Raw genomic sequence first — 13,448 nt, 5'->3', positions numbered from 1 at the left:
AGGATGGATTATAAAAAAATTAGAGCACAATTCCCTTTTTTTAAAAATAACCCGGACCAAATTTATTTTGATAGTTCAGCTACTAGTTTAAAACCGCAAATTGTGATTGATGCAATTAATAATTATTATAGTCATTATGGCACTAATCCGCATAATATTGATAGTGATTTAGGTTATGCCACAAATACCCAGTATAAAATGATTCGTAGTAAAATTAAACATTTTATTAATGCTAAAAAGGATACGGAAATTATTTTTACATCCGGAGCAACATATAGTTTAAATCAAATAGCTTATGGTTTAGGAGATTTAATTAAGGCAGGCGATGAAATTTTAATTACCAGACAAGAACATGGGGCCAATATATTACCGTGGTATCGGTTAGCGGCGGAAACAAAAGCCCAGGTTAAATTTTTACCAGAAACAAATTTTAAAATTGATTTAGAACAATTAACAAAAGTAATTACTGCTAAAACAAAAATTGTTTCTTTTTCTAATGTGCCAAATATCTTAGGCTATGAAAATGATCCAAGAAAAATTATTGCTGTGATTAAAAAAATTAATCCACACGTAATTGTTGTTGTCGATTGTGCCCAAGGAATTATTCATATGCCAACTGATGTTCAAAAATGAGATGCCGATTTTATTGCTTTTTCTGCCCATAAGATTTTTGGGCCAACTGGAATTGGAATCTTATGAGGAAAAGAAGAACTGTTGCTGAAATTAAAACCATTAATTGTTGGGGGCGGGATGAATACGCGGATTCAAAGCAATGGCGCAGACTATATCTTAAAAGGATTACCCGATCGATTGGAAGGGGGTACATCTAATATTGCTGATATTTTTGGATTTGGTGCAGCAATTGATTTTATTAATATGCTGACATTAGAGGAAATCATTAGTTATATGCACCAGTTAAAACAATATGCTGTTGAGCAATTTAACCAAAAATTAAAAGATATGGTTATTATTTATAATGCTGATGCTAAAGTAGGAACATTAATTTTTAATGTCAAAGATGTTTTTTGTCAAGATGTGGCAACACATTTAGGCAGTTGTAATAAAATTATTGTTCGCAGTGGTGATCATTGTGCTCGTTTAATTGGGGAAATTATTCCAGATAAAAATACAATCAGGGTTAGTTTTTCAATCTATAATAGTTATGAGGATATTGATCATTTAGTAGCAGCGATTGCTAATGAAAAAGATTTTTTAGGAAGGATGATTTAAATGAAATTTGATAAAAATGATTCAATGTTTCTACGCCAAATTATTATGCAACATTATTCAGAACCACAACATAAGCATTTAACAAAAAAACCAACCGCGCTTTCAATTCATCAAAATTCAGAGTCGTGTATTGATGATCTTCATTTGGAATTAATAGTTACTGATCAAAAAATTATGACGGCATGTTTTGATGGCGTCGCGTGTGCCATTTCAACAGCATCAACAGATATCATGGCCCAGGAATTAGAAGGGAAAACTATTGATGAGGGTTTAAAAATTATTGATAATTATCTTGCAATGATTTTTGATAAACCGTATGATGAGACAAAGTTAAATGAATTAATTGCTTTTATAAATACTGCCAAGCAGCCAAACCGCATTAAATGTGCTACAATTGGTGTTAACGGGTTCCAAACTTTGCTATTAGATTTATTAACGATTAAATAATAAATAAAGGAGATGTTATTAATGCCAAAATTAAAACAAGAAAAAGAAATTAAAGAAATTTCTAGTTATAAGTATGGTTTTAACGATGGAGATATTTCTTACTATAATACGGGGAAAGGTCTTAATGAAAATATTATTAATGAAATTTCAAATCATAAAAATGAATCCGACTGAATGCGTGAATATCGCCTACAATCATATCGGAATTTTTTAAAAATTAAAAATCCAAGTTGAGGACCAAATTTAGAATTTATGGATTTTGATGATTATGTTTATTATATTAAGCCAACTGATCACATTGCAACAACATGAGAAGAAGTACCAGAAAAAATTAAAAATACTTTTGATCGATTAGGATTACCAGCAGCGGAGCGCGATTATTTAGCAGGAATAAAAGCACAATATGATAGTGAACCAGTTTATGGTAGTATGCTAAAAGAAGTTGAAGAAAAAGGAATTATCTTTTTAGATTGTGATACCGCTTTGCGGGAACATCCAGCATTATTTAAAAAATATTTTGGGACATTAGTTTCAAATACAGATAATAAATATGCAGCTTTGAATAGTGCAGTTTGGTCGGGGGGTTCATTTATTTATGTTCCGAAGGGAGTTAAATTAGAAAAACCATTACAAGCTTATTTTCGAATTAACTATCAAAACAGTGGCCAGTTTGAACGAACACTAATTATTGTTGAAGATGATGCTGAATTACATTACATTGAAGGGTGCACCGCTCCAATTTATGCTCGTGATTCGTTGCATGCCGCAATTGTTGAGATTTTTGTTGGGAAAAATGCGAAAATGCGTTATACAACAGTTCAAAATTGAAGTGATAATGTACTAAATTTAGTAACAAAACGAAGTATTGTTGAAGAAAATGGTCAAATGGAATGAATTGATGGCAATATTGGTTCAAAAATTAATATGAAATACCCAAGTGTAATTTTAAAAGGGAATAATAGTAAAGGACAATGTATTTCAATTGCTGTTGCAAAAGAAAATGTTATTCAAGATGCTGGGGCGAAAATGATTCATTTAGGGAAAAATACTGCGTCAAAAATTATTTCTAAATCAATGACTTTTAATGGTGGAACAGCAAATTATCGTGGTCTTGTCCATATTGGACCAAAAGCACAATATTCCAAAGCACGTGTTGAATGTGATACTTTAATTTTAGATGGAAAATCACATTCAGATACCATTCCCCAAAATAAAGTTTATAATAATGAATCACAAATTGAGCATGAGGCAACTGTAAGTAAGGTTTCTGAAGAACAATTATTTTATTTACAAAGTCGGGGCTTATCTGAACAAGAAGCCTTAGAAATGATTGTAATGGGGTTTTTAGAACCGTTTACAAGAGAGTTACCAATGGAATATGCTGTTGAATTAAATCAATTAATTAAAATGGATATGGAAGGTAGTGTTGGTTAATGGCAATTGCTAATAAGCAACAAATTCGACAAATAAAGATAGCCCTGCGATCAAATATTGCGCCGAAGCTTCGCCAACAAAAAGAGCAACAAATTTTTCAAGAGTTTTTTAATAATCATATTGTTCAAAACAGTAAAAATATTGCTATTTATTATCCTATTAAAGGAGAAGTTGATACAATTTTAATTATTAAAAAATTATTTGCAACAAAGATTAATGTTTTTTTGCCCCGTATGTTAGGCGATAATTTACAATTTTATCAATTTACAAATTTGACAGTTGATTTAGAATTTAATCAACGCTATGGTCTTTATGAACCATTAATAACATTACCCATAATTGATAAAAATAAGCTTGATGTGGTTGTTGTTCCAATTGTGGCCTTTGATCAAACCCATTTTCGGTTAGGTTATGGGAAAGGGTATTATGATCGTTTTTTAAAAGATTATCAAAAGAGAATAATTGGATTAGCATTTATAGAACAATTAGTATCACAACCATTACCAATTGAAAAACATGATATTAGGATTAAAACAATTATTAGTGCTTAATTATACAAGGAGTAAATATGAATTTGCCATTATTACGTGTTGTTAGTAAATATTGATTTACATCGGTACATACTTATTTAATAACCTTAGTTTTGCCAGTATTATTATATTTTATTAGTACTCGTGTTACTAATATGTTTAATAGTAATGCTAGTTATTTGGCATTACCCGGGGCAATTTTATTAGTGGGTGTTATGAATGGAATTTTGGATTTGTCAATTGCTTTTTACGAATTTCGAAAAACAAGTTTTGCCCGCCAATTACATTTATTAAAAACATCAGTTTATCAACTAATTTTTGTTTTAATGTTAATTAATTTAGTTACTACTTTAGTAGGCTCATTATGACTATTTTTAATTGCTTTTTTAAGTTATGGTGAGGCAATTCATGTTGAATGAATTAATTGATTTGCTTTTTTTTGAGCAATTATCTTAGGTTCTGTCATTGCATCTTTGATTGGAATTTTAATTGCCTTTTCATCAAGAGATTTAAAAGTTATTTTGGTAATAGCGATTTCGATTTTTTTAATTTTTGCTTTTTTAACAGGATTGTTTTTTCCGTTAGGAGTAATTCGTAGTGATAAGATTTTAAATATTATTGGTTATCTATTAGTTCCAAGTTATGTCACATCTATTATGGGCAGTGCTTTTTTTTGATTAGTCCCAGAATGAATTTTAGATTCCAATTTATATCCAAATTTAATATATTTTTCGGATTTACATAATATTTGATTACCAACTTTAATTAGTTTTGGTGGAGGTTGTACTTTTTTTAGTTTGATTTTTATTATTAATTATTATCAAGATAAATAAAATATGATATGATATTTTTAGACAATTTAATATATAGTTATTTAGAGTTAGGGAATTAAGTGCAAATCTTGAGCTGTCCCAGCAACTGTGATATGGACGAAAACCATAAGCCACTGAAAATATATTTTGGGAAGGCGGTTAGTAGAATGAAGTTAAGCCAGTAGACCTTTCTAAATTTAATTAGTCTTATTATATACTCCTGGGTGTGAGTCATGTAATTATTTTTTACACAAATAATTTAATGATTGTTATATAAAAAGCATTTTGGGAATGCTTTTTTGTTTACTATAACTAGAATTAAATTGTCAATTTTTAATTTGCTAGAAAGAATACTAAAACAATGAAGAAAATACTAATAGTGCTATTAAATATTACATTTATTTTGTCTCCAACAACAGTTATTGCTTGTCAGAACCCTAGTGAATCTATTTCATATCAAGATCCAGCTTGGGTTTATAATATGAAAACTGAAGAATCACAACAGTTTAGCGTTGGTTATAATAATTATTATTTACCATCAGCAAAAACTACTTTTCAACAAGATAATTGGTTAGATCTTAACCAAGAGAATCATATTTATGTTTATTTTAAAAATATTACTAATATTGATGAAGTAATGGAAAAGTTGTCATTTGGTGATACTGCTAATTTGCAACCTGTAACGCACCTTTATGAGCCAATAACATTTACAAAAGCCAACAATGGTATGTTTATTTCTAATCCCTTTTTAACACAAAACACAACTGTTGGAGGTTATACCATGATGGCACAAAATAAATGAAATGATATTAAAAATAGTAAAAACATGAAACAATTAAATGATCGCTTTCAAAAAGAATTTCAAGAACATGGGACAATTGCTGATTCACATCCAGTGCAAGAAGTAAATGGAACAAATTTTGTATGATGAGATTCAAATGCTTGAAAAAGCTTATTACAAACAAAAATTCAAAAGGAAATTTATGATGTTTGAAGTAGCACTGAAAACAAAATCCAAGTTGGGATGAATATTCCATTAAGTCTTGTAAGTCAAGGGGCAATTAAAGTGTCGAAAACTACTGCTCAAAATATATTTCGGATTGATTTAAATTATCAAGAAGATTGAATAAATAATAGTTTTAACAAAGTAAAATACCTACTACCCCACTGAGGTTTTTATTTTAAAATTAATGGTGAAAATAATGCCCAATATATTTCACCGCAACTAATTCCTGCAATCAATAATACTTTTCGTTCTTCTGATGTTTTGACATATTTAAATTCAAAAACCATAAATTCTTTTAATGTTAAAGGTTATAAAAATGCTAGGGTAATTTTATAGTTTTCCGGTATAATTATTATATATAATTATTAGAAGGAGTGAAAATTATGAAGCAATTAAAATGACCAAAGCTTTTGATGTTCATTGGTGCAGCTTGAATTATTATAATTGGAATTTTGTTTGCGGCAGGTGTCCCAGCAAAAACTTCAATTTATGGATGAGATACAAGTTGACCAGTGCTATTACTTTTAGGGATTTTTTATATCTTAATTCCATTATCAGTTAAGCCTGGATTTTGATCATTGTTGTGAGCTTTAGCGATTACTGGTTTAGCAGTTATTTTCTTAATTGGTTTTTTTGTTAAAGCAGATTATCAATCTCCCTGAACTTATTTAGGGGCTATTCCTAATCTTTTTATAGGAGTTGGAGCATTAGGATGAATTTTTGTCCATGAATAAAAAAATTTAATATGTATTAAGAAATGACATTAATTATAGTTAATGTCTTTTTTTATTTCTAATTTATTATTTAAATATAAAGAATGTATCAACATTTTATTATTACCTATTATAGATGTAATATTGTTAATTGGTTTGGAACTTTAAAGTTAATCGGATAATAACAAACTATGTTTTAAAAGTATTTAATTATTGTTATAATGGGAGTGATATATTAGTTTATATCGCTTTAATATTAAATTTACTAAAAATATTTTATCATATGGAAGGAGATTTAATAATGGCTGGAAATTGTGATTTGTCTTGTTATGCTTGTGAGTGTACTTGCAAACAAGCTGGGGATCATCCTAATTGCTCAGATTGTCGAAATTGTACATCAAATGATAAGCATGACAGAAAGTAGTTTAAAAACAATAAATTTTTTATAATAATGTAAAGTAAAGATGCAAGTAGGACATTTAACCCTTATTGATTTGATAATATATCTTTTATTAAAAAATGCAATACTTTTTTTGAAAAAATTATTTTTTTAAATATAAGTTAATATTTCAGCACGCAAAAAAAAGAAACTTTGCTACAAATATATAATTCATATTTAAAAAAATTAAATATTAATATTTTGTAAAAATACATCTTTGGAGGATAATCAACTTAAACTCGGTCGTGTTTTTTCATTAATAATTTTCATAACTTTATTAATTTCTTTTTGAGTAATATTATTAAAATCAGTACCCTTAGGTAAATATTCTCTAATATCTCTATTCATTCTTTCAACGTGTGGTTTTTGAGTTGGGGTTCCAGCATCACAAAAATAAACATTTGAATTAGTAATCTTTTCAATATCTTTTCATTTACTAAATTCTTTACCTTGATCTGTAATAATTCCTTTTACATTTACTTTATAAAGTTTATTTTTAAAAATACTTTTAATTGCTTTATTAACCTCTTCTGAATTATGTTGATTTAATTTAAAACAAATAGTATATAAACTCTTTTCTTCGGTAAAAGTTAAACAAGCAGATTGATGATCTTTACCAACTATACAATCCATTTGAAATCAACCAAAAGTACCTTTTTTATGTTGTGATTCTTCAATAAATCTAATATTAGATAATTGCCCACGATCATCTTTTCTCTTTTTTGTTTTAAATTTTCTACCTTTAAATGGTAATCGTTTCTTAATTTCAATATTTTCATCATCAAAAACCCCATGATCAATATATTTATAAAGTGTCACATGTGAAAATGGAAACTTTTCATTATATTTTTTTTCATATTCATAAATAATTAACATCGGTGAATAGTGTTTATTACTTAAAATTTTCCTTACATAATTTACAACTTTTTTTGTAATTGTTGTATATTTTATGGATTTTTTTCTTTTATTTTTATAATCATCATTTGCTTGTTTTGGTTCATATTCCCCTTTAATCCTTTTAGTTTCTAAACTTATTGTATTACGGCTTTTACTCATGGCTTTTGCTATTTTAGAATAATTAGGTGTACCATCTTTCTTTTTAAATTTTTCACATTCTAAATATTCTTTTAAGTCGTACCTTTCTGGCAACTTAAAATGTTTAAATTTTTTCTTTTTCATTTTTCTAACCCTTTCTTAAAAATATTTATATATTAAAAATAAAATTTTGTTGACAATTTATTAAAAAATGTTAGGATGGTGATGTAATTTAATACAAGTAGGATTTACTAACCCTTAATCGCTTGTTTAAAAATTACTAAAATTAGAGACTTGAAAAAGTCTTTTTTTTATGTAAAATAAAGATAATAAAAAAAAGAACTTGTGAGAGTTCTTTTATACGTTTTATATACTCTTTTATTTAATCATATTGTTTAAATAATAGCAATTTTAATATGCAAAAAGGAGTAAAAAATGGTAACTTTTAAGACTATTTCAGGTAAAACTAAGAAGTTTTTGACCCAAAAAGCAGAAAAATTGAGTAATAAAAGAGCATATTTATACTATTTAAAGCTCCCATTTGATAATTGACAAGATGAAGTTGACACAAAAACCATTGATTTTATTAAGGATACGATAAATCAATTAGAAATAGAATTGGAATTGGCTTTATTAAATGACCAATACGGCGGGGGCAAGAAAATATATGTTGAGAAATATGTTAAAGATACAAATATAAATAATGCAAATATTGTTATTAATTTTGATAATGTTGATTTACCAAAAATAAATGAGGTGATAAAGAATGCTTAAACATTTTTTACATTTAGATGAAATACCAAGATGATTTTATCAAAAGAATGTCCCTAATGCACCCTGAAAAGAAATATATAATCCTGCTGATGAATATAATGAAATAGGAAGTCGTTTTAGTTCTAAAACATTTATGATTAAAGATAATCCAATTGGTAAGTCTTGTGCTATATCATTATTAGTAAATAAACCAATATTTATTATTGCTGTACAAAAAATGGGTAAAGATATTAGAAAAGGAGTATTTGAAAATATACAAAATACTCTTAATGCTATGAATATTAATTATAAAGTTAATTTATCTGAACATTCTTTTACATTAGATAATGGTACATATATTATTTGTAAAGGATTACATTCTCAAACTAAAAGAGAAAAATTAAAAGCGTTTGCTGATTTAGGAAAATATGAATTTGCTATTGAATGAAGAGAAGAAGCAGATCAATTAACAAAAGAAGATATGAGTGAATTAACATTTGCAGTTCGTGGTGCTAAAAGAAAGTTTGTTATTAATTCATCTAACCCTGAATCACTAGGAAGATATATTATTAAATATTGTAATGAAATAATGCCATTTGATGAGCAATTAATGCGATTAAAACATGACCAAATAGGTAAATTTAAAATTAATTATTATGAAAAAAATAAGAAATTTACTAAAACAATTATTATTCATTATTCTAGCTGAAGACTTAATACTTATTTAGATAATGATGTAGTTCGTAATCAATTAGAATTAGAAAAATTAGACCCAATTAGAGCAAGAGTATGAAGTTGAGGATTACCTGGACAATTAAAAGGTGCTGTATTTGCTAGGTATCTTAAATTTACTAAATTAACATGAAGTTTTGATAAAATCCTTGCTGGTGTTGATTATGCTCAAGCAGATAGCCCAAATGGACATAAAACAAGTGCTAGTTTATGAGTGTATAATTCAAATTTAAAAAAAGTACATAAAATAGGTAAATATACTCATTCAAATGCAACAATGGAATATAAAGATGTTTTTGAACAAGCAAATGATATTATTCAATTTTATTTATCTAGTTTAAAAAATAGTACTATATTTATTGAAAGTGGTTTAACAATTAATGTTGATTATGGTGCAGGTGGTAGAGCATTTATTGATGTTCTTAATAAGGAAAAAATAAAATATCGATATGGTAAATTATTAAGATTTGAAAAAGTTGATAAAAGTATATGATTAGTTACTGATCGTGTTAATTCATTTATTGGTGCAATGATTAGTGGAAAAATGACCCATGATTTAATTTTAGAAGAAAGTAATACTGAATATCCAATGATTCAGTGAAAAGAAAAACTAAATAGTGAAAAAGAAGACATAATGCCATTATATGATGATGAATTTGACTCTGATTATTATGCATTAAGTGAATATATAAGAGAGATTGTGCAATCATCAAATAATAGATTAATAAGGGTGGATAGGTTAAGATAAATTGGACAACAATAATGTAGAGTAAATATTTATAATTAAATTACAATGGAGGTGTAATTATGGCAAAGAATCATTATACCGATGAATTTAAGCAACAAATTGTTGGTCTTTACAAAATGGGTCAAACTCCTGAACAATTAGCCAATGATTACCAAATTGGTAAATCTACTGTTTGGAAATGAGCTCACCAATTTAGTAACTCGGACTCATTTAAAGCTAAAGACAATAGAACGCCAGAAGAAAACGAATTAATTCAATTACGTAAAAAAGTTAAACAATTAGAAATGGAAAATGACATTTTAAAGCAAGCAACACTGATAATCGGCAAAAAATAGCAATCATTAAAAATAACAAAGCAAAATATCCAATTATTAATTTATGTAAAACATTGAAATTGGCTAGATCAACATATTACTATCAATTAAAAGCAAATAATCCCAAGAATAATCAAAACATTGATAATGCTGTTATCAGTATTTTTCTAAAAAGTCGTAAAAATTATGGAACAAGAAAAATTAAAATCATGCTAGCTCAGCAAAATATTATATTATCTCGTGTAAAGATTAGTAAAATAATGCGAAAATATAACTTAATTTCAAATTATATAAACATCAAATACAAGTAATTTTATTAGAAGTCAAAGTATAAACTGAAATATATAAATATTTTAAAAATAATAGAACATATATTATAGAAGAAGGTGAATCATCGAATATAGGTATATCAGCTGAATCAGATTTAATAACTCATTCCACGGTATCCACATGTACATTTTGGAGAACCGTTATTCATTTCATAGTTATCATCGCAATTAGAGCATTCTGAATTATAACAATGATCCTATGCCTCTAAAGTTTTTCCATTACCTACCTTTAAGTTATGTACCTCAACTTTAAAATAAAGTTGCTTTTTATTAAGTTATTGTTATAATTAATTAAGCATTTGTTCTACTTTGTAGAACGTGCTTAAATGTGGTAGTAATATTAATATTACGTTTGGACCACAGCGAGATTTCAAAAAAAAAAGGAGGAAATTGCTCGTGGCAAAAATTACTAGAATTGCAAAATTAGAATTTCAAGCTGGACAAGCAAAACCAGGGCCAGAATTAGCGTCATTAGGAATTAACATGCCGCAGTTTTGTACGCAATTTAATGATGCAACAAAAGACCGTATGGGTGATGTTGTGCCAGTTGTGATTACAGCATTTGATGATAAATCATTTAAATTTGAATTAAAAACTACTCCCGCTGCAATTTTATTAAAAAAAGCAGCTAACATTTCAAAAGGATCAGCAAAAGCAAAAGATGAAAAAGTTGGAACTATTTCAGTAGATGAAATCCGTAAGATTGCAGAATATAAGTTGGTTGACTTAAATGCCAATGATGTTGAAGCAGCAATGAATATTATTGCAGGAACTGCTCGAAATATGGGAATTGTTGTTGAAGGTATGGCAAGTAAAAAGGAAAAAAACTAATTATGGCAAAAGTTGGAAAAAAATATCATAAAGCTGTTGAATTAGTTGAAAAAAATAAGGTTTATCCTATTACTGAAGCAATTGAATTGGCTCAAAAAACTGCTACAACAAAATTTGACTCAACAGTCGAAGTTGCTTTTAATTTAAATGTTGATCCTCGTCATGCTGATCAACAAATTAGAGGGGCAGTTGTTTTACCAAAAGGAACTGGAAAAAAACAACGAATTTTAGTCTTAACAAATAGCAAAGAAGCTGATGCAAAAGCAGCTGGAGCAGATTTTGTTGGGGGAAAAGATTTAATTACAAAAATTCAAAAAGAAAATTGATTTGATTATGATGTCATCATTGCAACACCAGATATTATGGCTGAATTAGGAAAAATTGGAAAGTTATTAGGGCCAAAGGGCTTAATGCCAAATCCTAAAACTGGTACTGTTACTCCTGATGTAACAAAAGCAATTGAGGACGTTAAAAAAGGAAAAATTGAATATCGTGTTGATAAAAATGGAAACATTCATTCAATTATTGGAAAAGTATCATTTAATGCCGAAGCTTTAAAAGCTAATTATGATGTAATTTATGAAACAATTCGTAAGGCAAAACCTGCTGCTGTTAAAGGGGCATATATTAAAAATATTGCTGTTACAACAACAATGGGGCCAGGAATTAAAGTTTTAATTGAAGGATAAGATTTAAAAAAACTAACTTTTGTTAGTTTTTTTAATTTGTCAAAATTTTCCATTTTATTATTTGATATATATTGATTAAGGTCATAATATTAATATTACCAAAGTACATTATTTAGAAAAAATAGAGGAGACACAAATTATGCATTTATATTTACAAGCGGATGTTGGGAAGGCGGTTGTTGATATTTTAAAAGCTTGAGGTGAGGGTTTTGAAGTGCAATTATTGCAACAATGTTTGTGATTTTTTTGGGGTGATTTTTAACAAAACGGGGAACCTTTAAAAAAGATTGAGAAGCAGTTTTAATTAAAATTGTAATGGTCGTTGGGTTGCCATGTTTAGCATTTGATGGATTTATGGCTGATACAACTGTTGATCAAGTAAAAACACAAGCTGCTATTTTATTAGTGGAATTCCTATTTTATATTATTTTAGGAATTGTGGCAAAATACTTTTATATTAAATACGATCAAGATGTTAGAGATACTTTAGCAATGTGTACTGTTTTTGCTTCAACTACTTTCTTTGGAATTCCAGTTGTAACAGCTTTATTTGGATCAGGTAAAGCTGCTTTACCAGCTAATGTATTTAATATTCCTTATCGTGTATTTTTATATTCCTTAGGGTTTATTGTGATGAGTAAACCAGTAGTAACTCAATTAGCGTCAGTTGGGCAAACAACAGCTGAAACAGTTGTTGCTGCAAAAATAGATCCCGTTGGTTATGCACAAGTTAAAGCAGAAATTCGTGCTAAAAAAATGACAATGGTTAAAGCAAATCTAAAACAAATCTTTGTTAATCCAATTTTAATTGCAACAATTATTGGATTTATTTTTTGAGTAACACAATTGATTCCAGGCATTGCAATTGTGCCTGATCAAAATTCAGTTGGTAGTGGTAAACTTTTTTCGCCATTACGATTAGATAACACTTTTCCACCATTATTTAAAGTAACTAAAACTTTAGAAGGAGTTTGTACGCCATTAGCTTGATTGGCAATTGGGATGACATTAGCAAAGGGAAAAATTCGTGAAGCAATGCAAGACAAAAAAGTATGGTATGGAATGATGATGAAAGTTATCTTAGCACCAGTTGTTGGATTAGTTCTCGCAATTATCTTTGCTTTAATTGGAAAACAAACTGGGGCATGAAAATTAGATTCAATTGGGTTAGCTGTTATTGTGATTATGTTAGCAGCACCACCGGCTTCGGTAATTGTCGCATATTCAATTGGTTATAATAAACAACCAATGTTAACAAGTAACTTGACATTAGTTTCGACTTTGTTTTCAATTATTTCGTTACCATTTTGAGTAATTATTACAACAGCAATTGGGGCGACTTCATTATTTACATATTAGGAGGAAACAATAATGAGTACAAAAATTAAAATGATTTGTTATGGAGT

The 13,448-nt window shown here is 28.0% G+C and carries 17 protein-coding genes and 1 riboswitch; of the genes, 16 read left to right on the top strand and 1 reads right to left on the bottom strand.

Going from position 1 to position 13,448, the window contains the following annotated elements; all coding sequences use genetic code 4:
• The first annotated feature begins 3 nt into the window (after nt 1-3).
• The 8 genes from ACQH24_RS07370 (at nt 4) to ACQH24_RS07335 (ending at nt 6,596) form a co-directional block, all read left to right on the top strand.
• Nucleotides 4-1,230: an aminotransferase class V-fold PLP-dependent enzyme gene (locus ACQH24_RS07370; RefSeq protein ID WP_425379915.1), complete on the top strand. Its 1,227-nt coding sequence runs from the start codon at nt 4-6 to the stop codon at nt 1,228-1,230.
• Complete coding sequence (gene sufU, locus ACQH24_RS07365) at nt 1,231-1,677, top strand: Fe-S cluster assembly sulfur transfer protein SufU (protein ID WP_425379914.1); 447 nt, start codon at nt 1,231-1,233, stop codon at nt 1,675-1,677. It abuts the gene before it with no gap.
• A 21-nt stretch (nt 1,678-1,698) separates the two neighbouring features.
• The gene (gene sufB / locus ACQH24_RS07360) at nt 1,699-3,111 is read left to right on the top strand and encodes a Fe-S cluster assembly protein SufB (RefSeq protein WP_425379913.1); all 1,413 of its coding nucleotides are present in this window, start codon (nt 1,699-1,701) and stop codon (nt 3,109-3,111) included.
• Nucleotides 3,111-3,662, top strand: a complete 552-nt coding sequence (locus ACQH24_RS07355) for a 5-formyltetrahydrofolate cyclo-ligase (protein WP_425379912.1) — start codon at nt 3,111-3,113, stop codon at nt 3,660-3,662. The genes sufB and ACQH24_RS07355 overlap by 1 nt, the downstream gene beginning before the upstream one ends.
• Nucleotides 3,663-3,679: 17 nt before the next feature.
• Nucleotides 3,680-4,474, top strand: coding sequence for a hypothetical protein (locus tag ACQH24_RS07350; RefSeq protein WP_425379911.1), 795 nt, complete (start codon nt 3,680-3,682; stop codon nt 4,472-4,474).
• Nucleotides 4,475-4,476: 2 nt separating this feature from the next.
• Nucleotides 4,477-4,662, top strand: a riboswitch (cobalamin riboswitch).
• A 152-nt stretch (nt 4,663-4,814) separates the two neighbouring features.
• A complete protein-coding gene (locus ACQH24_RS07345; protein ID WP_425379910.1) occupies nt 4,815-5,795 on the top strand; it encodes a hypothetical protein in 981 nt (326 codons plus the stop codon).
• Between the two features lie 47 nt (nt 5,796-5,842).
• Nucleotides 5,843-6,193, top strand: coding sequence for a hypothetical protein (locus tag ACQH24_RS07340; RefSeq protein ID WP_425379909.1), 351 nt, complete (start codon nt 5,843-5,845; stop codon nt 6,191-6,193).
• 280 nt (nt 6,194-6,473) lie between these two features.
• Nucleotides 6,474-6,596, top strand: a complete 123-nt coding sequence (locus tag ACQH24_RS07335; RefSeq protein ID WP_425379908.1) for a hypothetical protein — start codon at nt 6,474-6,476, stop codon at nt 6,594-6,596.
• A gap of 201 nt (nt 6,597-6,797) precedes the next feature.
• On the opposite strand, the gene ACQH24_RS07330 is transcribed toward ACQH24_RS07335, so the two are convergent.
• Entirely contained in the window at nt 6,798-7,790 is a 993-nt protein-coding gene (locus ACQH24_RS07330; protein WP_425379907.1) for an IS30 family transposase, read from the bottom strand.
• Nucleotides 7,791-8,081: 291 nt separating this feature from the next.
• On the opposite strand from ACQH24_RS07330, the gene ACQH24_RS07325 reads away from it, so the two are divergent.
• The 8 genes from ACQH24_RS07325 (at nt 8,082) to ACQH24_RS07290 (ending at nt 13,401) form a co-directional block, all read left to right on the top strand.
• The gene (locus ACQH24_RS07325) at nt 8,082-8,420 is read left to right on the top strand and encodes a hypothetical protein (protein ID WP_425379906.1); all 339 of its coding nucleotides are present in this window, start codon (nt 8,082-8,084) and stop codon (nt 8,418-8,420) included.
• Nucleotides 8,413-9,879: a PBSX family phage terminase large subunit gene (locus ACQH24_RS07320; protein ID WP_425379905.1), complete on the top strand. Its 1,467-nt coding sequence runs from the start codon at nt 8,413-8,415 to the stop codon at nt 9,877-9,879. The genes ACQH24_RS07325 and ACQH24_RS07320 overlap by 8 nt, the downstream gene beginning before the upstream one ends.
• A 59-nt stretch (nt 9,880-9,938) precedes the next feature.
• Entirely contained in the window at nt 9,939-10,214 is a 276-nt protein-coding gene (locus tag ACQH24_RS07315; protein ID WP_425379385.1) for a transposase, read from the top strand.
• A gap of 59 nt (nt 10,215-10,273) precedes the next feature.
• Nucleotides 10,274-10,504 carry an IS3 family transposase gene (locus tag ACQH24_RS07310; protein WP_425379904.1) on the top strand — a complete coding sequence of 77 codons (231 nt, stop codon included), beginning with the start codon at nt 10,274-10,276 and terminating at the stop codon, nt 10,502-10,504.
• Nucleotides 10,505-10,918: 414 nt separating this feature from the next.
• Complete coding sequence (rplK, locus tag ACQH24_RS07305) at nt 10,919-11,353, top strand: 50S ribosomal protein L11 (RefSeq protein ID WP_425379903.1); 435 nt, start codon at nt 10,919-10,921, stop codon at nt 11,351-11,353.
• Nucleotides 11,354-11,355: 2 nt separating this feature from the next.
• Nucleotides 11,356-12,042, top strand: coding sequence for a 50S ribosomal protein L1 (gene rplA / locus ACQH24_RS07300; RefSeq protein WP_425379902.1), 687 nt, complete (start codon nt 11,356-11,358; stop codon nt 12,040-12,042).
• Nucleotides 12,043-12,181: 139 nt separating this feature from the next.
• The gene (locus ACQH24_RS07295) at nt 12,182-12,304 is read left to right on the top strand and encodes a hypothetical protein (protein WP_425379901.1); all 123 of its coding nucleotides are present in this window, start codon (nt 12,182-12,184) and stop codon (nt 12,302-12,304) included.
• Nucleotides 12,289-13,401: an AEC family transporter gene (locus ACQH24_RS07290; RefSeq protein ID WP_425379900.1), complete on the top strand. Its 1,113-nt coding sequence runs from the start codon at nt 12,289-12,291 to the stop codon at nt 13,399-13,401. Before ACQH24_RS07295 ends, ACQH24_RS07290 begins: the two co-directional genes overlap by 16 nt.
• The last annotated feature ends 47 nt before the right edge of the window (nt 13,402-13,448 follow it).

This window comes from Spiroplasma endosymbiont of Stenodema calcarata, assembly GCF_964031205.1.
Lineage (GTDB): Bacteria > Bacillota_I > Bacilli_A > Mycoplasmatales > Mycoplasmataceae > Spiroplasma.
Note: the sequence above shows the minus strand (reverse complement) of the source record. Positions and strands in the feature narration are given on the sequence as shown.